A 25,635-nucleotide genomic window follows, 5' to 3' on the forward strand; every position below is an offset into this window, starting at 1 on the left:
CACAGCATCAGCCCCACTTCATCTCGCCCTTGGCAACCTTTGCGCTCAGGGCAAGACCTTCGAGTCCGCCCAGACCTGGGAAGCGCTGTTGCATGGCTGCAATCAGCTCGGCAGAGTTCTTGGCCTTGGCAGCCTCTTCATCAAAGGCGCGGATGTAGTCGGCGGTGAAGTCCACGGCTGCGATGCCCTGCGGCATTGGCCCCGCAAAATGGCCCGGAATGACGACTGCCGGGGCCAGGGCCTTGATGCGCTCAAGCATGGCCAGCCAATCGGTGTGGGACTGCGGAGTCTGGGTGTCTGCCATCCAGACATGCTCGCCAGCCAGCACAGGAATGCCGCCTGCCACGGTCTTGATCGACGGAATCCATACCACGGTACGGTCTGGCGTCGGGCCATCAAGCCCGATCACCTTCAACTCCTGCCCGTCGACTGTCAGGGTGTCGCCTTGCAAGGGTTGAGGCACGATGATCTGCTTGGGCGCATTCGCTCCCAGCTGCGGCCCCCAAACCTTGAGCTTGTCGTCCTTGGTGGCCTCGATATGTGCAATGGTTTGCGCTGTAGCCAGAATCTTGGCATCGGGGAAGGCCGCGTGGAGACTGTCCAGCCCAAAATAGAAATCCGGGTCGCCGTGGCTGATGTAGATAGTGGTGAGGCGCTTGCCGGTGGCCTTGATCTTGTCGGCCAGTTTGCGAGCCTGTTCTGCCGAGAACTGTGCGTCGATCAGCACCACCTCGCTCTTGCCATGCACCAGCACAGACGACACAGCAAAGATCGCCTGCTCGCCCGGATTGAAGACCTCGGTGCCCAGTGCAGCCTGCGCGGGCTCGGCGGGCGCCGAGGCAGCGGGTGCGCTGGCAGGCGCTGCCGATGGCGCCGTTGCCTTGTCTGCCTTGTCGCAGCCAGCCAGCATGGCAGCCGCCACTATTGCGCAGGCAGACAGGGTGTAGATTGATCGCTTCATACTCTTTCCTTCCAAAATGAAAAATGTGGCTCAGTTGTTCTGCGGTGCGTCTGCTTGCAGCGCGGCGCGCAGCAGCGCCATCTCTTCGTCAAAGCTGACGCGCTGGCGAAAACGCCTGCCTGCGCGGTCATACCAGTTTTCGGCGTCTTCCAGATCGCCTTCCTGCAAATGCACCAGGCCGTGCAGCCAGGCTGCAAGCAGGCCGTTGTGGCGCTGTACGCCATCGTGTGCAACCTGCCAGTTGCCAGCCTGCAACTGCACAAGCAGGGCCAGCAGTTGCTGCTGCTCAAAGGCGTGTTCCATGGCGCATCAAGCCTTCATGGCCTGCTGCACCAGGTGGCTGTCCACCACCTGCTCCATGCGGACGATGAGGCCGTCCCTGAGCTCATACAGATGCGAGAAACCGGCCGTCATGTGCCTGCCGGTCTTGCGGTAAGTGCCCGAATAGGTACCAAACGCCGCTACCCGGTTGCCATCTGCCATGTAGGTGTGAACCTTGGCGGCAAAACCTTCCCATTCACTGCCCAGACGCTGAAAGACTCCGGCCACGATCTGCGTGGCTCCCACATAGGTGCCGGCATAGGGAAAGCCAGGCGCCTCAGTCCAGCGTACATCCGCAGCCAATGCCGCGAGCAGATGCCTGCTGTTGTCCTGTGGCGAGCCTTCGTAGGTCGCCCGAATGATGTCCAGATTGCTTGTCATCGTCTCTCCCGTGCAGAATCAAGCGGCCAGCACTTGCTCCAGAAAGCCATGCGGATCGGAAAATGCGGCGCTGGAGGGCAACAGCCGTGACTGGCCGTTCACTTGCAGAACAAAGCTGGGAACGCCTCGTGCGCCCAATTGCTGCATCAGTTGCCGGGCCTGTCCGATGCGGCGGATGTTGGCCTCCTCCAGCTGTGCATCCGGCCGGGCCAGGCGTGCGGCAGCACCTGTAAGACACAGGCGGCCAAGAATGGCTTGCAGGCTGTCGATGTCGGTGATGTCGACAGCGTCCACGTAGCGAGCGTGCTGCAGGGCCTTGAGCGCCTCCACTTCCCGTAAAGGCTCGGTAAGCGCCACGGCAGTCAGTGCAAAAGTGGCCGGGCCGCTGTCGAACATCTGCTGGTGGTTGGTCAGTACTTCCGAGCGATAGCGCTCACTGAAAGGCTGACCCGTCAGGCGTTCAATACGCTGGTCATTGCTCCACGCATAGGCGGCAAACTCCGCATTCATGGGACGTGCGCCCTCGCCCGCAAACAAGCCGCTGGGCAACAGGTGCAACCGCACACCGGCGTGTTCAGCCAATGCTGTGACAGCCGGCCCGGCGCCGTAGCACCAGCCGCACAGCGGATCGAAGATGTAATACAAATCTTTCATGCCCGTTCATTCCATGTCTTGTTGAATGCTTCCATGGTAAGTGCCTTGAATTGACAAATAAATACCGATGTAATACATAGACTGTATGCCAATAGCACACAATCAAGACGATGCCTCGGGAGGCAATTTTGCCAACTTGAAGCGGCTGGCGTATTTCGCGGCCGTCGTAGAAACTGGCAGCTTCACCGCTGCTGCCGAACGCCTGAGCATCACCAAAGCCGTGGTCAGCCAACAGGTTGCGCGGCTGGAAGCAGAGTTCAAAACCAGCCTCTTGACACGCACCACGCGCAAGGTGGCGCCCACCGATGCGGGCCGGGCCTTCTACCAGCGCTGCGCGCTGATCCTCAAGGAAGCGGGCGATGCGTTTGATGAACTGGCCGAGGTTGCCCAAACGCCTTCGGGCACGCTGCGCCTGACCGCCCCTCTGGATTACGGCATTACCGCCATCGTGCCGGTGATCACCGATTTCTGCCGCCGCTACCCCCAATGCAAGGTGGATGCCGCACTCAGCGACCAGTCGCTGGACTTGATGAGCGGCCAGGTGGAGCTGGCTATCCGTGTTGGCTGGCTCACCGATCTGCATTTGCAGGCCCGGCAGATCGGCACTTTCCGGCAATTGTTGGTGGCCTCACCGGCCTGGGGCAAGCAGTTGGCGGGTATCGCACAGCCACAGCAGATCGCCACCCTGCCCTTCATTGCCAATACGGCCTTGCGTGCACCGCTCGAATGGAGCTTTACGCCTGGCGAGGCAAAGCGCCAGCGCGTAGATGTGACCATGCAGTCTGCCGTATCGCTGGACGCCACGCTGGCTGTGCGCGAGGCGGTGCGCCAGGGGGCGGGGCTTTCGGTACTGCCCGACTATGCCGTCAAGCAGGACCTGCAGGAAGGTCACCTCGTGGAAGTGTTGCCGCGCTGGACATTGCCTTCGGGCGGAATCCACGCCGTATTTCCGGCTGCACGTTTTCGCCCGGTGAAGGTACGGGCCTTTGTGGATCTGCTGCAGGAGCACCTGTCTGCCCAGCCTCAGCAGTAGTGTTGGCGCAGGCGCACCAAGCATCGGAGAGATAGAGACAGGCTGCTGCCGCCTCCTCCGAATCTCCAGGAAACCTCTGCAGAGCCTTCGCAGTGAGATGGACGCGAATCGGGATGAGCAGCAAGGCGGTTTTTGAAGACAGTAGCCGTCGCTATTGGCGAAGCAGACAATGCAGCGGATTGGCAGAGACCGCGTTCAGACTATGGCAGAGAGTTTTGCTGAGGGCCCCTAGTTTTGCAATGCCCTCTCGTACTCGCTGCGGAATGTTTGCAGCGAGCTCCTCAGAACCGTTGCAGCACCATCGACAAGCCCGCATCGCCCGGAACCCGGCAACAACCGCGCAAGGTTCTCGAGTGCGGCCAGATCAGTCTGTCGCGCTGCACCAGCTTCGATACGTTCGAGGATGCGCGAGACTTGGTAGGTACCGATTTTGCAAGACGGACACTGTCCGCAGGAGTTCGCAGCAAAGAAACCGACGTACTCGGCCGTCTTGCGCAAAATACTGGTTCCCATGCCAACCACAATCATGGCGCCAGTGCCGAGCCTTGATCCGCAGGCATACAAACTGTCAAAGTCCAGGGCAACATCCAGCTCCTGCTCCGTGAGCAATGTGTTCGACGGGCCGCCGGTGAACACAGCCTTGAATTGCTTGCCAGCCAGAATGCCGCAGCCATGCTCAAAAACCAACTCGCGCAAGGTCGTTCCCATTGGTAGTTCATGCAAACCCGGGCGCAGAACATCTCCAGACAGAGAATAGAGTTTTGTTCCCACTGCCTCGCCAATACCTAGCGCCCGGTACCACGAGGGCCCATGCCGCAGGATGTGCGTGACATGCGCGAAGGTTTCCACATTGTTCAGCAAGGTTGGTGCACCATATACACCCTTTTCGGCCGGAAATGGCGGCTTGAGTGAGGGGAAGGGAAACTTTCCCATGACGCTTGAGATCGCTGCTGTCTCCTCGCCCCCGACATAAAGGCCGGAGCTGGGGCAGACCTGCAGTTGCACCGGCGCGCCCACCTCCTGAGCCACCCGCGCAAGAATCGGATGCCCACGCCATGCATCCATGGCAGCGTGAAGGGCTGGCAGCATTTTCGCTTCATGGGCGTTGACATACAGGGCGATCTGGTTGGCTTTTACTGCCACAGCGCCAATCAAAGCACCCTCGATCACCTGATGCGGCGTGCTGGAGAGTAGAAAGCGATCTTTGAATGTGCCTGGCTCATCCTCATTGCCGTTGCAGACGAGCCATTTGCCACCCCCTTCGGGGCGTGGCGGTTGGGCAGCCACTGCAGCCCATTTTTTCCAGGTTGGAAAACCAGCCCCACCGAGACCGCGCAGACCGGCAGATTCCAGACAGGAAATAATGCCCGCCGGGTCAGCCAGGGCTTGCTCCAACCCCTGCCCTCCGCCCGCGTCAAACCAGGCGGCCAGATCAGGACCGACTTGTACAGATTTTGCGGTCAGCACCTTCATTGTGTTGCCCCCCTTCGACAGCTGGTGGCATCGAAATTGCCATAAGGCGGAAAGAGAAGCGGTGCTTTTTTCTCCAGCGACAGTGAATGCGCGACCAAGCTGCGGCGCCAGTTGGCGAGGTGAGACAGCCCGATGTTGCGCGGCAGACCAGTCCGAGCCTGCGCCGCAGCGGCGGCCCCAGCGCGCCGACCGAACACCACCAGCTCCAGCAACGCATTCCCCATCATTCGGTTGAGACCATGCAGTCCACCCGTCATCTCTCCGGCGCAGAGCAAGCCAGGAACGCTGGTGTGTCCAGTTGCATCGATCGCAACGCCACCATTTTGATAATGCAGCGTGGGCCGAATCAGCAACGGTTCGCGGGCGGGGTCGTTGCCGCAGCGCTGTGCCAGATGCGAGAGTGTCACCAGGCTTTCTTTCAGAATACCGGGGTGACTGCGCTCCAGGACTGGTGTGTCGAGAAAGACACCAAGTTTGCCATCGCGTTCAATGCCACGCCCTTCGGCAATTTCACGCAGAATGGCCGAGGCGACGATATCGCGCGGCTGCAGTTCATCGACAAAGCGCTCGCCCTTGCCATTGACCAGAAAGGCACCCGTCGAGCGTGCAGCCTCGCTCACCAAAGCTCCCACCAGGTGCTGGGGCCAGGCAATACCCGTCGGATGGTACTGAAAACTGTCCATCTCCCGCAGCCTGGCACCGAGCCTGTAGGCCATGACCAGTCCATCGGCCATTGCCCCAAAGTGGTTCGAGGTGGGGAACCCACCCAGATGAAGCCTTCCTGCGCCGCCGGTGGCCAAGAGTGTGGCACTTGCGCGCGCCAATATTGAGCGGCCCCGCGCCAGGTCGTGCAAAACCGCGCCGGCGCAGCGCCCTCGGTCGTCTGCCAGCAATTCCAGCGCGGGGTGCCGATCCAGTACCGTGATACCTGATTGCAGCAGTACCGCTTCGCGGAGCGTTCGCATCAGCTCCAGACCCGTGAAGTCCTTGTAGGAGAGTAACCGTGGCGCCGAGGCCCCACCCGGAGTCTTGCGCAAAAGCGTTCCGCCCATATGCGGGCTATCTTTGGTCAGGTCAAAGCTCATGCCTTCCTGAATCAGCCAGCGAATTGCGGCCGGCCCTTCAGACACCAGCGCTGCCACCAATGCCTTGTCGGCAGCAAAGTGCCCTGCGCGCAATGTGTCCTCAAAATGCCGCTGCAGACTGTCTTCTGCCCCGACCGCGGCCTGGATGCCTCCTTCGGCCATCACCGTGTTGCTGTCACCGATTCGCAGCTTGGTTGCCAATAACACCCGCGCTCCAGCGCGCGCAGCAGTCAAGGCGGCAACGCATCCCGCCCCGCCCCCACCAATGACCAGTACATCGGCGTCTAAAGCTGAACTGCCTGCGATGTCCACATCTTCCAGCAAGGAATCGGCTTGCAGCAATTGAGCCAAAGCGGAAGGGCACCGCTCTCCCGCACTGACACCTACACGCAAAGTCTCCATGACTCCTGCCTGGTGATCGGGATGGTAGCGCGCTAGCAGCTCTGGCACGGGCAGGTTCAGTGCCTTGGGAACGGCCGGAAAAGCCGTACGCCAGGCTTGCAGCGCTTGCAGAATAGGAATTCCAACCTCTTTCAAGGAAGTATCTCCTTCGCCAAGGGGGGATTCGCTCCCTCCGCATCGAAATGGATGGGTTGAAGTCCCGCTTCAATTTCATGAATGCGCATGATCAGGTCTGATGGGCGCAAGGCAAGCGCGGCATTCATTCGCCGCACAAATTGCCCCAGATGGGCGGGGTCGATATGCTCTGGACAAGCGGCTACACATAGATTGCACATCACGCATTGTTCAAATAGCGCTCCAGCCGCACTGGCCTGGCCTGCGGAAGCCAAATTCACCATGCGCTGCACCTCTATCCCTTTCGGGCACGCACGGTCGCAGCCACCGCAATGCCTGCAATGCTGCGCTTCCGGGAAGGCGGTATTGATCTGGCGGATGGCTTCCCAGCTATCCGTCATGGCGTGCAGATCGTACCCATGCTGACGACGTGCGGGAAAATGGTCAATGAATGCAACCTGCATCCCATCCTCGGCAAGCGTTGTGCAGGCAAGTGCTGTCGTTGCAAGCCGCCTGCCAGGTCGGCTGACCAGCACGCGGCATGCTCCACACACGCCCTGCCCCAGGCAGCCAACGTTCTCAGTCAGCGGCAATCCGGCAGCCATCCAGGCCTCAAGCAACGAGGCTCCCTTGTTCGCCCGGATGTGATGGCCATCGAAATGCAATCCGATCAGGTCGGATTGCGCAGTCTTGGTGCTCTTGTGGGCTTGCATGCTCGCTACCACCTCACCACAATCCGAGAAGCTTCCACCAGGAATTTTCCAGGATCGCATAAATTGCCAATTCGCCAATGCACATCAAAAAGCCGACGCGCCACCACAGACCCAGCGGCACATAGCCGCTCCCGAAAATAATGGGCGAGGTACCCGTCGCATAGTGTGTCAGAGTCATCATGATGGTGGATGCGGCCACCATCATCAGCAGGAGCGGCACCAGATACTCGGCCGGAACGAGCGCTGCCCCGACGGTGAGAAAGGCGAGCATCATGGCGCTGATATGCGCTGTGGTGCTGGCAAAGCAATAGTGCGAAAACACGAAAAGCAGCACCAAAAGCGACGCTGCCGCCTGCCAGCTCATGCCCGACGCCAAAAGACTATCGCGCAGCAAGTTGGAGAACCACGAGACAACGCCCGTCTTGTTCAGTTGCTCAGCCATCATGACCAGCGCGCCAAACCAGATCAAGGTATCCCAGGCGCTTTTCTCTGAAAGCACATCATCCCAGTCAATCGTGCCGGTGATGATCAATACAAAGAGGCCCACGAATGCGACCACCGTCGGGTCGAGCATGAATGCGGGGCCAAAAATCATGGCCGGCACATTGGCCCAGAGCAGCAGCAGCAAGGCAAAGGTGCCGATCATGACCTTTTCGCCGCCCGCCAACCGGCCCATGCGTTTGAGCTCGGTCTTCGCATAGTCGACTGCATGCGGCGTCACCTTGACCTCAGGTGGCGCGATCACGGCCAGAGCCAATGGCATGAGCAGCAGGCAGGCAAGGCCTGGAACAAGCATGTACAGCGCCCACGTAGTCCAGGAGAGATGGAAGCTCTGGTTCGTTACCTTGGCAAGGTAATCAACCACCAATGGATTGGGTGCGGTGGCTGTAAGAAACATACCCGAAGTGATGGTATTGGCATGCATGTTCACAAGCGACAGGTAGGTGCCCATCTTGCGCTCGGTACCACTTGCAGGATCGGAGTGGAACGCGGAGGCAATCGACTTCATGATCGGGTGAACAATCCCGCCACCGCGCGCCGTATTGCTTGGTGTGAAAGGTGCCAGAACGAGTTCGCATATCGCAATTCCATATCCGATACCGATGGTTCGTCGGCCAAGCAAAGAGATAAAAAGCAGTCCAATCCGGTTGCCAAGCCCCGTTTTCTTCAGCCCCCGCGAGATCAGGACGGCCACAACGATCAGCCAGATCAGCGGATTGGACAGACTGGCAAGTGCGTCACTGATGGCGCCTTTGGATGAGGTGGACGTTACCTGCGTCAACGCAACGATGGTCATTGCCATCATGGCCATCACACCGATTGGCATGACTTTGAGGATGATGGCGACGATGGTGGTCAGGAAGATTGCCAACAGCGCCCAAGCTTTGGTAGTCAGCCCATCTGGCGTTGGTATCAGAAGCAGTGTGACAAGAACTGCAGTGGTGATAAGGGCGGGCTTGATACGAAATGGCACAACCTGTTCAAAGTATCGGAACAGTGCGCTCGGTCGGCTCCATTGCATGTTGATGTTCTTCAATAAAAATTTCTGAGCCTTGCCTGATAAGGCAAGTTTGTATTTATGGGGCGCGCGGCAGGCTCACTATTGCTAATCGGCCAACGGCTGACGCCCGGGGGCATTCAGTCTTCCAGCGCACTGCGTACCAACAGCACAGGCTTGGTGGTCTTGCTGATCACACCCTCTGACACACTGCCCATGATCATTCGGCTCACACCACGACGACCATGGGTGCCCAAAACCAACAGGTCCGCGCCCCATGCATCTGCCTCGGCAACGATTACTTCATGGATTTGAATTGGCGAAATATTGCGTTCGTTCAATTGCGTCACATGGACAATGCCAGCGGCCTCAAGCAATTTGGCCGCATCAGCAAGCGTGCGCTGACCGGAACCAGGTATCTGCGGAATTCCGGCTGATGCATCTATATGCGCCATCAAGCCACCGGTCTCGCCGCTTGCGACAAACAGCACCTTGACTTCACTGCCTGTCGCCTTGGCCAGAATGATTGCCTGGGATAAGGCCAATTCAGAGGCATGACCGTCATCCATTGCTAGCAATATCTTTTGGTACATGGGGATTGCTCCGTTGTTTGATTTGCAGTCTTGACAGGCGTAAAACTGCCTGCGTCACTAACTGACTGTTGCATGGGAAAACACCAAACCCTGCCCCTCGGTTAGTGAATGAGAGACATGGTGTTGTTTCAGCAAAGATGATTTGATTGCACCCTACGCTTTGGGGCTTGCAGCTTTGGTAGGCAAACCTCAAAGCATCACCTCAACTGCAGTTACGCGACTTACCGGGTTGTGCAAGCAGGCTTGGGCGCGCACTAGATTTCAGCCAGACATTGATAGAGCCGCAAGATCTTCGGGCGCATCAGCTCTTGAGCCCGAAGGCATCAGAGGCCCGCTGGCTTCTGCATATCCAAAAGGAAAATTGATCCGAATGGTGTGCGGTTACGCCTCGCGCGTCTTGCGAAGGATCACATACAACTCGTCTTTGAGATGAAGTTTTTCTTTCTTCAAGGTCTCGACAACGCCATGGCCTACAGGAAGAAGACCTGCTTCGATATTTTTGATCTCTTGATCCAAGGTGTTGTGGCGATGGAAAAGGCGGGCGAAATGGGCGTCGTCGGTCTTGAGGCGAGAGATTTCGTCACGAAATTCTGGAAACATGTCAGCATCCTTTAGATGTTTTATCAGTCAATAGGTAGAAATACCATCGTGTTTGACCAATTTTCAGCGCTGACAGCCAAGCCCAATTTGATGTGAATCAGGGGGTGCGGTGAAACGGTGAAGCTTCGGTTATGAATAGCCGCCGACTATTCTCTCGGTTCAGGCTTGGGTCGGAAGGAGCGGCTCGGTTCCCAGGTAGAGTAAAAGGCTTCACAGTGAACAATAGCTGTTATATTTGAATACCTCCACTGGAATTGTTTTAAGCAATGATGAATCGGACTCTTCAGCATAGCTGTAACTTGGTTTTCTCGGCATTGTTCGTTTCAGCACTCGCTGGCTGTTCAAGCTTTGAGGTCGATCAAAAAACTGATGAGACCGCTTTGAACACTTCTGCGGAGAAGTCGGAAGCGATACCGAGCTTTAGCAAGGCTGACCAGAGCCCTGGTTTCTTTCGAATGAAGCTTGGCGAATACACCATCACTTCACTGTATGACGGATATGTAGAGTTGAACGGGAAGCTGTTTAAAGGGCGTTCAGCCTCCGCCATTACGAACCTACTCAAACAGTCCAGGCAATCACAGAGCATCTATACATCTATCAATGCTTTTTTACTGGACGATGGCAAGCAGCTTGTATTGATTGATGCAGGCGGTTCGGCAGCGTTGAGTGCATCGATGGGAAAGCTCCTCAGCAGCCTAAAAATGTCTGGGTATGATCCCGAGGATGTGTCCGTCATTCTCTTGACCCATTTGCATCCGGATCATATTGGCGCGCTGGCACAAGACGGAAAGATGACCTTCCCCAATGCCCATGTCTATGTTTCTGAAGCTGAGGCTGCTCATTGGCTTGCTCCCAGCAGAAGCAACGGAGAGCTGCCTTATTTCCAGGGAGCTCAGCAGGCCATTGCTCCATACCAGCAAGCGTCACAGTTCCACACACTGACATCGCAGCGCATTCCAGTTGCAGGAGTGCAAATGGTGAATCTCCCCGGCCACACTCCTGGCCACTTGGCCTACCGGGTCAACTCTGGTACAGAGTCACTTTTGTTTTGGGGAGATGTAGTGCACAATTTTGCGCTTCAATTCACCGACCCAGCCATTTATATTGATTTTGATCAGGAATCAAAGAAAGCCAGGGCCTCCAGAACAAAGATCCTGCAGGACGCGCAAAAATCTGGAGAGTGGATCGCGGGAGCGCATATGCCATTTCCGGGTATTGGACAGGTATTGGCTGCAGGAAAGAATAGCTACCGCTGGCTTCCAATTGACTATTCAAGAGCTTTGAATAGCAGCCCAAGAGAGACACTGCCAGAAAAGAAGTAAGAACAATCACAATCGTGCCTGACTGGTGGATCCAGCCAGGCAGTTTCTCGTGCTACCAGTTACTTGGCAGTTTTGGCTGCCTCAGCTTTGGCCTCTTGAAAGACCGGCCCCCACAATGGATGTCCCCTCTCCGCGCTTGACAAATCAAAGCCCGGTTCGAGCTTGAGAAGATCCAAAAATGTCTTCTTGCATTGCATGGCGTTACCATTGACGCAATAGCTGAATGCCAGGTACTTCATGGATCGATAACGCAGTTCTGGCCAGGCGCGATCAAATCCAGGATCTTTGAAGACTTTGATTGCTTCGGCAAAATTACCATCGTTGTATTTTGTCAATCCATCCGCAAACTTTCGCTCCACCGCTGTCAAATTCAGATCCGAGGGATCGACCTCATTCGTGATTTGGGCTGCGCGTGACTCCGCGGGTTTTGGCGGCGCGGGCTCCACGGGCGCAATGGTCACGGCAGGTTTGCCATCTCGATCTTTTTTTGCTTCATTGGTAGTGCACGCTGTGAGTGCAATTGCTGCACCCAAAAAAATCAGCTTTGGTGCCAAATTTCTGTATATCAACATAGATTAATTTCCATTTGAACTTATTGTTAGAACTTGTGCGCCAGCACAACGTCTTTTTTATCAAGGATTTTGATAGACCCCGCGAATTTGGGAAGGTCGCCGTTCTCAATAACCACCCGATGCTCTCCTTCGGGAAGCCAGATACGCACGAGCGGCGGTGAAATCCCTTTGTCCTGGCCGTCAATGACGATCCGCCCCCAGGGCTGTACCGACAGTTTGATGTAGGCACCTGGTTTCTCCTGCTTTGTTTCTGCGTTCGTTCTCTGCTCTCCTCCAGCTGGTGGATTTAGAGGAGGATTTTTCACTGTATTGGTGGCGCGCGTTCCAGACAGCAGCTCTGCCACCGCGTCCTTGTCCTTGGTCTTGGGATTTTCGGAGGGTTTGCTGGTGGGCGATGCGGCTCCTGAAACGCCAGTGCCTTCCGGAACCTTCGGTGCCGTTGTTGGCAATGCAATCTCTGGTGCCTTTACTGGCAGAGTCTTTTCAGAGTCGACCGGTTTTATCTGCGTCTGGGCGGGCTCTTTGCTTACTGCAGTTGCTGCCGGCGATTGACTACCCACCGCTCCAGCCTGCACCGCTGCCATTGGCGCACCACCCGTATCTTTTGAAGTGGGAGGACTTGCATTTGCCGTGCTTGCTGTGAGAGTGCCGCTTGTACCCTGTGGACCCGCTGCATCACTGGGGCTTTCAGGGGCTGTCACGGAGGGAGTTTCAGGAATGGTTGGCTGCCGACTCACGTCCGGCTTCGCCTCAGCCACCTGCTCATTTCTATCCGTCGCATGTGTGGCATCAGAAGGCGTTGTAGAAGCATCTCCTTTCACCGTCCACCAGGACACAAGAGCGCCCAGCACCAAAAGTCCGCCAACAGCGGTAGCGACCAAAGGCCAGCGGCGGGCCTGTTTGACGGCTACTCGATCCGTTCCTGCTACTTGGTGTTCGACCGAAGGCTGAGGGGCCTGCTCGGTCTGCGGCACCGATATCTGCTCATCCGACAGAGGCTCCGCGGCTACCGAATCCACAGGTGCGTGAGAGCTCGCATTGATTGGGGTAATTGCTTCTGCAATGCCCACCGCCGATACACCCCCTGTGCCGGCAACCTCAGAGTCCGAGCCAGTTTCGAGCTCAGGAGTGCGACTTTCAACGGGTGCTTCTGCCAGCGGGTCTGCCGATGGAGACAGTTCTATCTGAAAATCGTCGATGGATTGCGGGCGGTCATTAGGGAATACCGCCAGCGAGTGGTCAATGGCCTGAGCGAACGATGGCGAAATCGCATACTCGGCTGATTGCTGGAGCTTTTTCAACGGATCTTTCACCAGCCGGGCCACAGAGGCAACAGGTGCCTTACCCGTCACCACAAAATACAGGACCGCTCCAACCCCGTAAATATCGGTCCACGGGCCCTGGCGCATGGATTCATCGTCCGCGTATTGCTCAATCGGGGCGAATCCCGGTTTAAGAATGACGGTCAGCGCCTGCGTCATGTCTCCAATCACCTGTCTCGCAGCGCCAAAATCGAGCAGCATTGGAGCGCCCGTATCGAGCACCATGATGTTGTCGGGCGAAAGATCGCGGTGATAGTAATTTTTGCTATGCAAAAGGCGCAAGGCATCTAGCACAGGGGCGATCACCTGCTGCTTTATCCATTGCTCTTGGGCACGCCGGTCAGGTTCGTCTTGCAGTACTTTGCGCAACGTCCTTCCCTTGCAGTACTGCATCACCATGTACGCGGTACCGTTCTGCTCCCAGAAGCGGTGGATACGGATCAGCGCCGGGTGCTCGAATTGTGCAAGTATCCGCGCCTCATTGAGAAAACTCTGCAAGCCCGTCTTGAATGTTCCTTCGTATTTTTCGAAACGGGGGCGCACGATACCTTCCCCGTCGCGAAAGGCAATCGCACCTGGCAAGTACTCCTTGATCGCCACTGTTCTCTGCAAGGAATGGTCATATGCAAGGTAGACGATGGAGAATCCGCCTTCACCAATGATGCTGAGAAGCTCGAACTCACTCAGCCGCGTTCCGACAGGGAGGCTCATCGCCATACCTGCTGTAGGGGAGCCTTCGGGCGTTTCTTGTTTCATATTCTTAAAGTCAAGGTTCGTATATCGAGCGCAGCCTGATCAGCGGGCATTGCGGCCAAACAGCCAGGTCATCAGGGTTCCGTCCAGTCCCGACTCATAAGAGAATGCTTTCAGGCGGGCGCCTCCTGCAGGATGTGTCCACCAAAATGAAGGACAGTCTTTCTCCAGAAGCGAGCGGGCAATGTCCGGCCACGGGTACGATGCTCCGCGCACTACCGGGCGAGTTCTCTGCTCTTCACTCTCCATGCTGGAGCCGCGCCCCAAAATATCCAGAATATCGGAGCCAACGGGCGACTGGGCGTCTCCGGAAGCCATGAATATGGAGCTCCATTGCGCCATTACATTCTTCCAGATGTCATCAATACCGCTTCGAGGCAAGGAGCGTTGAATGGCCGAATGAATGTGGTGCCCTGTCATATTCAGCAAAGAAGGAAGCTCCATCAGTACCGCCGTGGAAGTCAGGACAACGGCCTCAGGAAGCGCATAACCGACAAAAAACGGATACCGACGCCCTACCCGGTCCATACTTGGAGCAACACAACCCACCAGGATTCGGTCGCCACCAGCAATTCTGCTGGGCAACAACATATTCCATATAGGCGAGTGGGCCAGCTGATCACCCCAGGCGTCTCCGAACTGAGAGCGGCCTTGCAGCATTCCTATCTGCAGCCATTCTTCCAGCGCCACTCTGGCGCCATCCCTTCGGTTGCTCCATACAAAATCACCATGGCTCGGGAGCTTTCCTCCCCAAACCACGTCTATAGGCGCTAATCCCATGAAGTTCACGTTTCTGCACTCCTCAGGCTTCAGAAGGTTGCTCAAAACTGACTCGGGCAGCCGAACGTCTGCATCTGAGTGAGCCTGAACGGGTTTTGCACGCTGCTGGTATGCACTTCAAACATGACCTTTTTTCCATTTACCACCGCCGTAGCGGTGAAGGAATCTGGCCTCACTCCCGAGGCCAGCGTCAGCTTGTCGAAAAACCGGTGCAAAGCCCAGCTGCCATCCGTACTCATGGCGCTCTGGCTTCCTGATTTATCCGAAATCTGCAATGAAACCTGCTGCCTTCCGCGAGGGCCAGGCCAGACGACGTTCTGGCTCATCTGAGGCCCATGGGCATAGCGAATCACCGTACCATCCACGTCGAGCGCCATGCTCGAGATAGCAGGATCCATTTCCACCACCTTCATCTCCAGCCGAAGCTTGGGGATGGAATCACCATTTCCAAAAAATACGCTTCTGATGACACTGGCTTTTTGAAAGGCGCTGAGCGAACCATGCCCACCAGTCTGGCTTCCATCAATATTTTTCTTGAAGGTCCAGGTGGTGGTATCAACCATCGGAGCAAGAGTCCTGTTAAAAAAGTCGTCCATCAATCCCCCAGGCCCGAACAGCCTGGCGAAGTCTTGCGGAGTCACATCTTCCGAAGCGCCGGGGTTGATGGGGTAGCGCCCCGCAACAGCTTTGCGACAGAAATCACCCACGGTCGCATTCAGGTTTGCGCCAATCTGGCTGCGCACCAGACTCGTGGTCTGCTGGCTGCTTGCGGTAGCAATGCTGCCAATCATCTGGCCCAGCGGAGCTGGCAGACGGGATGCTTCGGTCTTCAGGCGAATTGCGGCATCTGGCGGCGGCGGAGTGCCTCCTGAGCGCACGGCTGCATCGGTCGCCACCAATGTTCCGTAGTACTCATCCAGGGTTTTCATGATCGCGTCAATAGGCATGGAGCCAGGGTTCTGCGTTCCGGGCGCGCCTACCAGACGGCGTAATGGTTCAAAATAACTGTCGACGATCAACTCGTCCTTGTCTTCCTTGCGGGTGTGCGCCGCTGCCACCGGGCCAATCACGCGCTCTATATCGTCACGGGTGTTTTTGATGCTTTTCGTGACCTTGTCGACGACGGTCTGCTGCCCTTTGTCCGGTTCACGCAGCAATGTGGTTTCCCGAACTACGCCCCGCAGAAAAAGAGGCAGCGGAGAATCCGGCGCAGACAACACACTCAAGCGCTGAATCGATGCCTGTAACGAACCACTGGGAATCAGCTGTACATCCTGAATGTACTGCGCCCATGTCTGCTGGTATTCACGCAGATACAGCATGCGCACTTCTCGAACCAGCTTGCCCTGGGCCGCATCTCCCAACTGCGTTTTTATGCTTTGCGCAGGCAGACCGAGAACCCATCCCTCGTCGTCAGCCACTTCTGTAACGACACTCCCAGCCGATTTGTCAAACAAATCCCAATAACCCTGGTACGTAAAAAGGCCCGGTACACCGCGGTTCAACGGCTGGCCGCCCTTGCGAATAAAAACATTGGCTGCCTGCGGACCGGCAACATCAAGCAAATTGAATTCCCTCAGATCATTGTGCTGGAGACGGCTGCGCAGGCGGTAGTAGGCGCGCTGTGCGGTGGAAAGCGTTGAGAGCCTGTTACGCACCTGGCTTACCAGCGCATCGTTCATGGGATATGGCGAGCTGACCACTTTCTCGCTGGAGAACAGCGTGTTCAAATGCCGGTCTATGCTGGCGGCGGTCTTGGGGTCGGCGTCGGGCAGCACAAAACGCTTGAAGTCGCTGCTCATCCATTGGCGCAGAAAGCTGGGCGAATAATGTGCGCTTTGCTGCAACATCAAGTAGGCCTTCAGCGCCTCATACAGATACTCCAGATTGTCTACCGGTGGACGCTGGAGCTGCGCTTCCACGCGCTTGGCCACAAAGGGCAATAACCCGTTCTCCAGCATGCGTTGGTAGGCCAGGTTCGATGCAGCTTCTACTTTTTCGCCTTGAAAAAGACCGTAGCGATAATCCATTGGCGGGTTCGTGATCGGGAAGTCAGGCATGTCGCCTATTTCCTTTACTTGCCCCAGTAGCGCCATCAATCCAGCCAGATCTCCAGCATTGCTGTTGTACGCATCGACCGATTTCGAGACATCGTTCGCATTGTCACTGACATGATCCATATAGCCGTTGTTGTTGTTGTAACTGATGAGCCATGCAGACAGTGCCCCAATCAACAACAGAATGGATAGCGCATATCCCAGATACGTAAAAAACTTGGTGCGGCGCTCCCAGATCAGGTTTCGCCCAGCCAGATGAGACTCGGCAAAAATCACCTTCACCAGAAGGTCATACAGAAAATAGCTTTTGCCCCCCTCCTGGGCCCGGGCTACAGGCACGCTCCCAGCTGTTGCGAACGCCTTTCGCAAACTGCCAAGCACCCGATCAAAGACGGTTCCTTCCTGGGTTCCACTGCTGAAATACACACCGCGCAGCAGTGGCTGATGCATGATGCGCGACTCCGCAAACACAAAATCAACGGCCTTGGCAACTCTTGCCCGCAATCCTGCAAATTGCTGCGGAAACGCATAGATGTAGTTGCGCCTGCGCTGATCCATTTCTTGCGCAAGATGTGCATCTTGAACGCTGAACAGCGTTTTCTCCAAAGTTGCCCATTCTTCGGCAAACAGCGATGGCGTAGGCCGGTTGCTCTTTGATTTTTCGGAGTACGGAAAGGTGAAGCCCCAGACCTGATTGCGCTGCTCCCTGCTGTATCCCCCAAAGAACTCGTTGAATCCAGCCAGCAAATCGACCTTGGTCACCCATAGGTATACCGGCAACTCGATGGACAGAGCCTTTTGCAACTCATTCAAGCGCTCGCGCAATGCGGTCAGGTGGCTCACCATTTCGTCATCAGAATAGGTGAGCAGGTCCGAAGCGCTCAAAGTCAGCATCACACCATTGATCGGCTGCCGTGGGCGGTATTTCTTCAACAGTCCAAGAAAACCCTCCCATTCGGTTTTATCGACGGTCTCATTACTGTCCTGGGTGGTATAGCGCCCTGCCGTATCAATCACCACAGCCTGGTCAGTAAACCACCAGTCGCAATTGCGCGTGCCACCAACGCCCTGCAGCGCGGCTTTTCCATACTGGCCGGCAAGAGGAAAATCGAGGCCGGAATTGATCAAGGCCGTTGTCTTGCCCGAGCCTGGCGCTCCGACAATGACATACCAAGGCAGTTCGTAGATGAATTTGCGGCCTAAACCGCTGCGCGACTGGCCCTCAACCCGCAAGGACTTGAGCGTTTTTGCGGCTTCCGAAAAACGGCCCTGCAACTCAAGCACTTCTTCGCTGACGTCGCCATTTTTGCGCTGGGCGTCCACGGATTCGCGCATCTGGCCAATACGCTCAAACAGCAGCCTGTTGATGCTGCGCCGGCGCCAGAAAGACACAACCAGCCACAGTACATAAAGTGCAGCGAAGGTACCAATGCACCACCAGCGTATGCGTTCTGGCTCTAGAGGCCGATAGTCCGCGAAGGCAAACAACGGGCCCGCAAACCAGGTAAACAACGACAGGGCAATAACGCCAACCAGCACCCAGAACGCGCGGCTTGCAAAAAAGCTGAAGAAACGTCGAATCCAGTACATCATTTGTTGTCGCCCGCAGTTGGTGCAGCAAAAAGAACGACCTCTACCCGTCGATTGCGGGCGCGCCCTTCTGCGGTCTTGTTGTCAGCAACGGGTTGCGCGTCACCCATGCCTTGGGCCTGTATACGCTGGGGCGTTACGCCACGGCTGCGCAGGATGGCGGCAACCTGTTCTGCCCGGTCTCTGGAAAGCTCAAAGTTGGATGGATAGCGTGCAGTGCGAATGGGGACATTGTCTGTATAGCCACTCACCATCACATTTCCCCGCTCGGCAACCAAGGCATCAGCCACTCGCTGCAAGACGGGCAAATAAGCAGGAAGCACCGTATTGGCGCCCGAGGCAAACAATCCATCGCCCCGCAGAATGATCGTGCTGCGGTCAGCCTCGTCATGCACCGTGACCAAACCTTCGCGGATCTCCGGCTCCAGGAATTTGCTGAATCGCGCTGGCCGCGGCCTGGGAACCGAAGCAACGGGCCGGTTCAACTGCAAACCACTGATCTTGTTGAAAAGCGCATCGGAGCGCCCTGCCAGAGAAAATGAAAACCAGAGGTAGCATCCCAATCCGATCAGAGCCGCAAGGCATGCGACCACCCAGACTGGCAGCAACCTCCAACCCTGGGCGCCCCCACCCACTGCGCCTCGCCAATGGGGCGACAATTGATCGTCACTTCCCACGCCCAAGTCGCGCAGAATGGTCCAGAGGCGTTGGCGCAACGTCTCCAACTGCGAACGGCCATTGTCCACCACCCGAAAACGCCCCTCCAGCCCCAGCGAGATGCAGTAATACATCAGCTCCAGAAGATCTCGGTACTGTTGCGGGTTCTGTGCGAGTTTGGATAGCAACTGAAAAAATTTCTCACCGCCCCAGGTCTCGTTGTGAAAGGTGACCAACAGGCTATGGCGCGACCAGACGCCGGAGCCGCCCCAAGGCGTTTGCGCGGCAGATTCATCGACCAGCGTGCAAAGACAATAGCGCGCACCGACGATGGTCTCAGGCGGAACGCCAAGCTCCCTGGCTTTGCGTTCGAACTCATGAATTTTCCCGATCAGAAACTCGCGCAGACTCCCTGCATCGGTCAGTTGCACCGTGCTTCTGATCTGGGGCACCAGATTGAGCACAGGGTTGGCGGCTACAACCAATGGGTTGGAGCCACTGACAACGTCGGGCAAATCCAGCACTTGTGGGGCGGCGCCAGCGAGAGGGTTGTGCGCAGATGGCGCGCCACCTGCCCCCTCCCCGGCGGGAAACATGTCTGTGATCATTGTCGACGTTGGATTGGACACAGCTTCTCTTAGTTAAATGCTTGGCAAACAGGCAGGCAGCTTCGCCGCGAAGGCCTGTTTTGCAGACGATCAGGGCTTGATGGCCCAAAACTCCATACGCAACCCTGGAAAATCACCTGCCACGTGCATGGCCACACCGCCTGAGCGCTCCAACTGCTCCCAAAGCTCATTGGTAGTGTCGAGCTGGAAATAGTTGTAATTTGCGTGGTACGGTAACTCTCGCGGCGCAATGGGCATGGGATTGATGCGCACCCCCGGCAGGTGCAGATTGACCAGATCGCGGATCTTCTCCACCGGGCCAATCTTGACTTGTGTAGGAAAGCGGGCCCGCACCACATCTGTGGGCAACTCTGCAAACACTGCCAAAACAAAATTTGCCTGCTTGACCAAGCCAAGGTCTGGAATAACCCCAACCCGTACCCCATACTGGCGCTCGTGCAGCTCGATCGGAATGGCGTTCTGCTCCAACACCATCGACAGCGAACGGCGAATGTCGTTCACCACAGTGGTAAATGGTGGACTCGGTTCATCATGGTTGTATACCGGATAGGCAATCGGCCTGCGGTCATCCCGAGTGAACGTCGACAATTCACCGGCCAACTCTAGAAGGTGGCCGTAAATCCGTTCGGGATGCAATATCTTGTGATCACGCAAATGGGTAATTTTGGGCTGCCAGCGATTGATGATGTTCAGCATCATGAAATCACCCACCTCCGCGATCCCGCCCCGTCCGGGTTGCAACACACGCATGGCCAACGCTTCTCCCCGCTGCTGCAACAGGCCCGCAATATCGTCCACCATGGCATGCAGCAATCTGCTCTGGCCATAGTTAATGGACGGCTGGATGAAGCGTTCATCCAGCACCACGGTGCCGTCATTGCGCCTCTCCGAGACATGCACAACGCCCAGACGCAACCAACTGTCTGAAATATCAGACTCGGAAATCAACCGAGCACGCATATGCGCCACTTGTGCGAGCGCAGGCTCACCCGCGCCCTCATTCGAATCGGCCAGCTCTGCGTCCTCAGCCACATAACGGGCGAGTGCCTCATGATCCGCAAAGCTCAGCTCTGTAGCAAGCGCACGGCGCATCGGAAGCGCCAGATAAATACGCTCGTCCTTGCATGCCCTGTCAATCTCCAACGGCTCTACCATCGAGTCCTGGCCAGGAAAACTAAAAGGCGTGCCATCAGGAAACACCCCCACGGCCTTCAGCAACGCAAGCTTGCCCAAGGCCAGCGCCTCTACATCCAGCACCAACTCACGAAACCCCCAGAAATAGGGTTCTGCAGCCAACGCTCTTGCATGCGAAAAGAACTCGAGATACCGCTCCTGCTGCTGAAAATGCTGAGGGCGCAAAAACATGCCCTCCGACCACACGACCTTGCGCGTAAACATCTTGTGATCCCCTCACCTTGTCAAAACGGCAGCCGCATGCCGCCAGGCAGACTAGGCATGCTTGGCATGCCACCACCTGTGGGTACCGGTACTTCGGTAACGTTTGAACTCACCGATACCTTGTTGGGCCCCACATAAACCTTCACGTAAGACGATTCGAATGACGGATTGAACACCGAGAAACGCCCCATCTCCTTGGGCGCCGGCAGCGGTGCAATCCCCCGCCATACCGCCGTATCCAGATCGCGATAAGCCACAAACACGCCGAGCACACGCTCATCCACGGAGGCCTTTCCAAGCACCACCTTCGCTTCGCCGGGCTGCAAAATGAAGCTTTCCTTCGACACCAGTTCAGATGCCAAAATCTGGTCATCCTTCTCATACATGGTGAAGAAATCGCTGCTGTTGAAAGCTGTGACGCCCTTCAAGCGGTAAATCTTTACCTGCACTGGCGTGGGCTTCCCATTTCGGTCGGGGTTGAGCTTGTCATCGGCAGTGATCACCACCGTATAGGGCGCAGGCATCACAGGCCCTTGGCCTGCACAACCAGCCAACACCACACTCGCCAAAATCGCAATCAGACTTTTCATAGCAGACACTTCTATGAATGAAGTTTTACCAATAGACAATCATTATTCTGCCAGAGCAATGTGCCGTCGGGGCGCTATCTGTATGAATAGAGCGATTTGTTGTCGGAATTCAACCCATGGCGGGCATGCGGCCTTCCTCTCAAAACGCCCTCTCAGCCACAAAGACAAGGCGCTCTTGCTCTTGGCGTTCTCAGCTGTCAGGTAGCTGTAAGGTGGCAGGCAATGGCCGGGGGATTGGCCATGCGCAGATGGGATTTGCTATAAAAAAGGAAGAACGGTGAGGGAGGCGCCAGGTGCTATCGGCTTATCGTATTGCCGCCTTGGCAGCAAGTCCCTGATTTAATGCAGGCGGGCTGAACGCTCACATCGAGAGAATTCAAATATTTAACGTCTGGAAAACTGTCGCCACGAACTTCAACCTCATAGGCGATGGGAGCCTTGCCGATATTCAAGCGCTCGAAAATCCGCGCGACATTGTGAAGCCGCTCATCCGCGATGCCCTTCTGGGATTTGACGGCAGGCGCAACAACAATCAGTGACTCAATACCCAAGCCGTCACGCCACTGCAGAAACCACTCGGCCAGAACACGCGCGTTCTGCGCGCCCAACTCTGCGCTACGGGGCTCCAGCTGAATGGTCAATTGGCGGTCACTGAGACTGCATGCCTGCGCATCATGCCCGAGCCCCAAAAGAAAGCCTAGAGCCATCGTCGAAACTGCGGCGAGCAAACGCATCATCGACTCCTGTTATTTGACTGTGATCCCCAAAACATAAGCAGCCAGCGAATCCGCATTGACCTTTGCCTGTTCCGTCTTATCGGATACTGATTTTGCATTGCGAATGCCATAGTAGGCATCGTTGGAACTGGCAACATCGTTGAAATGCGTAATCTCATGAATCAGGATCGACAGTTGCGAGTCTCTGGGCAGGAACTCCTTGGTACCGTAGACGCGGTTGAAGGCATCTCTCTTGAAAAACTTGGCCGCCAAAAGAATCCGATGCCCTTGCGTATCGGTGGGGCAAGCTGCTGCATCCGCATTCTGATCCACCTGGGGCGAGCATCCCACCGACTGAGTGCTTTCGCTGTTGTAGGGCAAAAAGCTCTTGGGGCTCAAGCCCCGCAGCACCCGCAGAAGGGAATTCATGATCGGCAGCAGATGGGCCTTTATCGCATCATCCGAAGCACCAAACCAGTATTGGGTTAGCTTCTTTGCATCTGCATCCCAGCGCGTCAAACTGGCTTGGCGAACCTCTGCCAACGCAATTGCCTCTTTGACCAACCCCATGATGTGCTCGGCAAAACGTTCGTCCGACAAACTTTCGCTGACAAGATCTGGCGTCTCTGGTGCAGCTTCTTGTGGCCACTCTTTGGTTCCAGATCGCTTGTTGGCAACATCCGGGGCATCCAGATTACTGCGGCTGAGCAGATGATCATGCCAACCCAAACCTGGCGCCTGGTGCCAGACCGGCGATCTAGCGCCATTGACACTACCGCCGCTGGAGAACTTTCTCATTGGCGCGATTCCATTCACTGGCCCGGGAACTTTGAAAAACGGCACAAGACACCTCTCGCTCAACATTCAAGCTTGCTAGTTTCTCCCAACATAAGTACTGCCACACTTCGATAGATAAAATTCATAAAAAGAATCGAGAACGACGGCTCATGGTGACTGCATCGGTGCCCTGCTGATTGCGCTTCTAATTCTTTGTAGCTGGCCTGCCAGACCACCTGCCCTTGGGCATTGGTCAGCTCTTGCGGCATGCCTACCTGGTCGGTGTGGAAGTAGTAGACCTTGCATAGCTGGGCTTGGCATGCATTTGCCGCCAGCCTCTCTGTGCCTGTACTCGCAGCATTTCCCCAGTCCTGGATTTGCAGCGCTTGCGCCTTTTGCCGCGCCGTTTCGTTCAGCGATGCCCAGTAACGGCTTTCTGCGTCGTTGGCCGCAGACTTTGAATGACTTTGGGCTCTTGCGTTTTCAGGGAGCGCACTGGATGCTATTGTTTTTGATGCAGTACTGTTACCTGCCCCCTCGCCCCAGCCCTCTCCCGCCTGCGGGAGAGGGAGCAAGGCTGCATCGGCCTTGGTGCCCCAGCCCGCCTTGGTCTGTTTTCTCTCCGTCTGCATCCAGCCTTGCCAGTGGTACGTAGCTGCCGGGCTCGTACACGTAGCTGATGGTGTTGCCACCCCGCCTCTCTTCGATCAGCCGCATGCCTTCCCAGATGAAGGTGGTGGTGCCAAAGCTGTCGTGTTTGGCGACTCTGCGCCCTATGGCGTCATAGCCAAACCGTGTGGTTTGTGTTACCTGGCGTTCGGTGCCAGGGCGCATTATTGAATAGGACAATGAATCAGTTCGTGTATTGATGGAGAACTTCCATAATGTATCAAAATCGGATGTTTATTGATCATCAATTAAATCTTATTTTTTTTCCGTTACATGAAACCCCATTCTCGAATGCAAAACTAATGGCAGCAGCAGAGGATTTTAAAATAAACTCCTCCATTGTTGAATATTTTTCAAAATTTGGCTTCAATGAATAAAAATTAGCTGTTAATGGCGTTAGTGAATAATTCTTTATTTTACTCAACCCATATATAGCCTGTGATTCATTTGGGATTGGGATAGATATCGATAATTGAAATTCTTTATCCGAGGGGTATCTGGTTATTCTTTTGAAAACCCCTATTTCATCTGTAACCCTATAAAGTATATTTATTAAAATTCTCCAATCCTTTATATCTTGAAGATTCAGCCTTGGCGCAATCTCCTGAATAAATTCATTAATTTTAGCTTCCACTTCGTCAAAATCAATATCATCTTGAAAATTTGGTATTTGACTTGGGGTTAAAGCTCTAATCTTATTTTTTAATTCATTGCTCATTATTTGCATCCTTTTTTTCCAGAATCATCATCATAATCTGGTCGGTATTTTTTGTCATTTTCACGATTGTGAGGAAGGGCCTCACCCTGACGTCTTAGATCGCGGACACGTTTGGCTTCAATTTCTTTCATTTCTTTCTTAGTGATTCCCGGGTGTTTACTCACCTCTGTAGGACGTGCATTGGGGAAATTCGGATCCCTTCTCACTCGCCGTGCGCTAGCATTTGCACGAGCGTTTGTGCCATCCGCCATCTTCCGCTCTTCTTGACCAATACCTACTTTGGCTTTGCCTCCATGCGAGTCATCAACGTCATATAAAACCCAATCACCCACAGTATCGTTTGAATTCTTGTTCCACCCCCAAGGATCAATCCACATCAGCGGATTAGGCGAATAGCTTCCTAAATTAATCCCCCCAGCCAACCCAATCGGATCAGGGCAGATGAACCGCCCTACATCCGGGTCATAGTACCGGAATGTGTTGTAGTGCAGCCCGGTGTCGCGGTCAAGGTACTGGCCTTGGAAGCGCAGGTTTTGCTGTTGATCGGCTTTGGCAGGGCTGTCGCCTTCGTCGAGTTTGTGAATCGGGCTGCCTGCAAGTGTCTTGACTTCCCACTCTTCGGCAACCGTTGATCCCCAGGTTTTGTAGCTGGCCTGCCAGATCACCTGCCCTTGGGCATTGGCCAGCTCTTGCGGCATGCCTACCTGGTCGGTGTGGAAGTAGTAGACCTTGCTTGGCCTGCATTTGCCGCCAGCCCCTCTGTGCCTTTACTCGCTGCATTTCCCCAGTCTTGGATTTGCAGCGCTTGCGCTTTTTGCCGCGCCGTTTCGTTCAGCGATGCCCAGTAACGGCTTTCCGCATCGTTGGCCGCTGACTTTGAATGACTTTGGGCTCTTGTGTTTTCAGGGGGCGCACTGGATGCTATTGTTTTTGATGCAGTACTGTTACCTGCCCCCTCGCCCCAGCCCTCTCCCGCCTGCGGGAGAGGGGGCAAGGCTGCATCGCCCTTGGTGCCCAGCCCGCCTTGGTCTGTTCTCTCTCCGTCTGCATCCAGCCTTGCCAGTGGCACGTAGCTGCCGGGCTCGTACACGTAGCTGATGGTGTTGCCACCCCGCCTCTCTTCGATCAGCCGCATGCCTTCCCAGATGAAGATGGTGGTGCCAAAGGGCTTTGTTGCATAAATCGGTTTGAGACTGAGTCTCCCCAAACCCCAGACGTAGTTATGCCACGGCCACCGTTTGGGGCGTGCCCAGCTCG

Annotated in this window: 25 protein-coding genes; 2 read left to right on the plus strand and 23 right to left on the minus strand. The window is 55.8% G+C overall.

Features of this window, described 5'->3' with window-relative positions; all coding sequences use genetic code 11:
* Positions 1-7: 7 nt before the first annotated feature.
* The 4 genes from HNP33_RS17795 to HNP33_RS17810 are packed head-to-tail and all read right to left on the minus strand — an operon-like array spanning position 8 to position 2,317.
* Entirely contained in the window at positions 8-961 is a 954-nt protein-coding gene (locus tag HNP33_RS17795; protein ID WP_184710953.1) for an MBL fold metallo-hydrolase, read from the minus strand.
* Positions 962-991: 30 nt separating this feature from the next.
* Positions 992-1,264 carry a hypothetical protein gene (locus HNP33_RS17800; protein WP_184710952.1) on the minus strand — a complete coding sequence of 91 codons (273 nt, stop codon included), beginning with the start codon at positions 1,262-1,264 and terminating at the stop codon, positions 992-994.
* A gap of 6 nt (positions 1,265-1,270) precedes the next feature.
* Positions 1,271-1,663, minus strand: a complete 393-nt coding sequence (locus tag HNP33_RS17805; protein WP_184710950.1) for a nuclear transport factor 2 family protein — start codon at positions 1,661-1,663, stop codon at positions 1,271-1,273.
* Between the two features lie 18 nt (positions 1,664-1,681).
* Positions 1,682-2,317, minus strand: a complete 636-nt coding sequence (locus HNP33_RS17810) for a DsbA family protein (protein WP_184710948.1) — start codon at positions 2,315-2,317, stop codon at positions 1,682-1,684.
* An 85-nt stretch (positions 2,318-2,402) separates the two neighbouring features.
* Here HNP33_RS17810 and HNP33_RS17815 point away from each other — a divergent pair, with 85 nt between their 5' ends.
* The gene (locus HNP33_RS17815) at positions 2,403-3,350 is read left to right on the plus strand and encodes a LysR family transcriptional regulator (protein WP_184710946.1); all 948 of its coding nucleotides are present in this window, start codon (positions 2,403-2,405) and stop codon (positions 3,348-3,350) included.
* Between the two features lie 228 nt (positions 3,351-3,578).
* Here HNP33_RS17815 and HNP33_RS17820 read toward each other — a convergent pair whose 3' ends face one another.
* The 6 genes from HNP33_RS17820 to HNP33_RS17845 form a co-directional block, all read right to left on the minus strand.
* Positions 3,579-4,823, minus strand: coding sequence for a complex I 51 kDa subunit family protein (locus HNP33_RS17820; RefSeq protein WP_184710944.1), 1,245 nt, complete (start codon positions 4,821-4,823; stop codon positions 3,579-3,581).
* Positions 4,820-6,412, minus strand: coding sequence for an FAD-dependent oxidoreductase (locus HNP33_RS17825; protein WP_418903858.1), 1,593 nt, complete (start codon positions 6,410-6,412; stop codon positions 4,820-4,822). Before HNP33_RS17825 ends, HNP33_RS17820 begins: the two co-directional genes overlap by 4 nt.
* A 29-nt stretch (positions 6,413-6,441) precedes the next feature.
* Positions 6,442-7,137 (minus strand): 4Fe-4S dicluster domain-containing protein, encoded by a 696-nt coding sequence (locus HNP33_RS17830; protein WP_184710940.1) that lies wholly within the window; start codon positions 7,135-7,137, stop codon positions 6,442-6,444.
* A gap of 13 nt (positions 7,138-7,150) precedes the next feature.
* A complete protein-coding gene (locus tag HNP33_RS17835) occupies positions 7,151-8,659 on the minus strand; it encodes a DASS family sodium-coupled anion symporter (RefSeq protein WP_184710979.1) in 1,509 nt (502 codons plus the stop codon).
* A gap of 116 nt (positions 8,660-8,775) precedes the next feature.
* Positions 8,776-9,228, minus strand: coding sequence for a universal stress protein (locus HNP33_RS17840; protein ID WP_184710938.1), 453 nt, complete (start codon positions 9,226-9,228; stop codon positions 8,776-8,778).
* A 381-nt stretch (positions 9,229-9,609) separates the two neighbouring features.
* A complete protein-coding gene (locus HNP33_RS17845) occupies positions 9,610-9,828 on the minus strand; it encodes a YdcH family protein (RefSeq protein WP_184710936.1) in 219 nt (72 codons plus the stop codon).
* A gap of 299 nt (positions 9,829-10,127) precedes the next feature.
* Between HNP33_RS17845 and HNP33_RS17850 the strand changes: the two genes are divergently transcribed.
* On the plus strand, positions 10,128-11,150 hold the full coding sequence (locus HNP33_RS17850) for an MBL fold metallo-hydrolase (RefSeq protein WP_221452121.1): 1,023 nt from the start codon (positions 10,128-10,130) through the stop codon (positions 11,148-11,150).
* A 59-nt stretch (positions 11,151-11,209) separates the two neighbouring features.
* Here HNP33_RS17850 and HNP33_RS17855 read toward each other — a convergent pair whose 3' ends face one another.
* The 13 genes from HNP33_RS17855 to HNP33_RS20905 form a co-directional block, all read right to left on the minus strand.
* Positions 11,210-11,722 carry a TssQ family T6SS-associated lipoprotein gene (locus tag HNP33_RS17855; RefSeq protein WP_184710932.1) on the minus strand — a complete coding sequence of 171 codons (513 nt, stop codon included), beginning with the start codon at positions 11,720-11,722 and terminating at the stop codon, positions 11,210-11,212.
* Between the two features lie 26 nt (positions 11,723-11,748).
* A complete protein-coding gene (locus HNP33_RS17860; protein WP_184710930.1) occupies positions 11,749-13,800 on the minus strand; it encodes a serine/threonine-protein kinase in 2,052 nt (683 codons plus the stop codon).
* 39 nt (positions 13,801-13,839) lie between these two features.
* On the minus strand, positions 13,840-14,577 hold the full coding sequence (gene tagF / locus HNP33_RS17865) for a type VI secretion system-associated protein TagF (RefSeq protein ID WP_233464590.1): 738 nt from the start codon (positions 14,575-14,577) through the stop codon (positions 13,840-13,842).
* 41 nt (positions 14,578-14,618) lie between these two features.
* On the minus strand, positions 14,619-18,227 hold the full coding sequence (tssM, locus tag HNP33_RS17870; RefSeq protein WP_184749488.1) for a type VI secretion system membrane subunit TssM: 3,609 nt from the start codon (positions 18,225-18,227) through the stop codon (positions 14,619-14,621).
* Positions 18,224-19,477, minus strand: coding sequence for a DotU family type VI secretion system protein (locus tag HNP33_RS17875; protein ID WP_184710977.1), 1,254 nt, complete (start codon positions 19,475-19,477; stop codon positions 18,224-18,226). Before HNP33_RS17875 ends, tssM begins: the two co-directional genes overlap by 4 nt.
* A gap of 102 nt (positions 19,478-19,579) precedes the next feature.
* Complete coding sequence (gene tssK, locus HNP33_RS17880; RefSeq protein ID WP_184710924.1) at positions 19,580-20,908, minus strand: type VI secretion system baseplate subunit TssK; 1,329 nt, start codon at positions 20,906-20,908, stop codon at positions 19,580-19,582.
* Positions 20,909-20,928: 20 nt separating this feature from the next.
* On the minus strand, positions 20,929-21,498 hold the full coding sequence (gene tssJ / locus HNP33_RS17885) for a type VI secretion system lipoprotein TssJ (protein ID WP_184710922.1): 570 nt from the start codon (positions 21,496-21,498) through the stop codon (positions 20,929-20,931).
* Between the two features lie 296 nt (positions 21,499-21,794).
* Positions 21,795-22,232, minus strand: coding sequence for a hypothetical protein (locus tag HNP33_RS17890; RefSeq protein ID WP_184710920.1), 438 nt, complete (start codon positions 22,230-22,232; stop codon positions 21,795-21,797).
* A 12-nt stretch (positions 22,233-22,244) separates the two neighbouring features.
* The gene (locus HNP33_RS17895; protein WP_184710918.1) at positions 22,245-23,012 is read right to left on the minus strand and encodes a M35 family metallo-endopeptidase; all 768 of its coding nucleotides are present in this window, start codon (positions 23,010-23,012) and stop codon (positions 22,245-22,247) included.
* 59 nt (positions 23,013-23,071) lie between these two features.
* The gene (locus tag HNP33_RS17900) at positions 23,072-23,623 is read right to left on the minus strand and encodes an RHS domain-containing protein (RefSeq protein ID WP_184710916.1); all 552 of its coding nucleotides are present in this window, start codon (positions 23,621-23,623) and stop codon (positions 23,072-23,074) included.
* Between the two features lie 281 nt (positions 23,624-23,904).
* Positions 23,905-24,378 carry an Imm9 family immunity protein gene (gene imm9, locus HNP33_RS17905; RefSeq protein ID WP_184710914.1) on the minus strand — a complete coding sequence of 158 codons (474 nt, stop codon included), beginning with the start codon at positions 24,376-24,378 and terminating at the stop codon, positions 23,905-23,907.
* Positions 24,378-25,076, minus strand: a complete 699-nt coding sequence (locus HNP33_RS17910) for an RHS repeat domain-containing protein (RefSeq protein WP_184710912.1) — start codon at positions 25,074-25,076, stop codon at positions 24,378-24,380. Before HNP33_RS17910 ends, imm9 begins: the two co-directional genes overlap by 1 nt.
* A 2-nt stretch (positions 25,077-25,078) precedes the next feature.
* Positions 25,079-25,635 (minus strand): hypothetical protein (locus tag HNP33_RS20905; RefSeq protein ID WP_221452122.1); only part of this gene is annotated, 557 nt, incomplete at its 5' end.

The organism is Comamonas odontotermitis (assembly GCF_014207855.1).
In the GTDB taxonomy this organism is placed as follows: Bacteria; Pseudomonadota; Gammaproteobacteria; order Burkholderiales; family Burkholderiaceae_C; genus Comamonas; species Comamonas odontotermitis_A.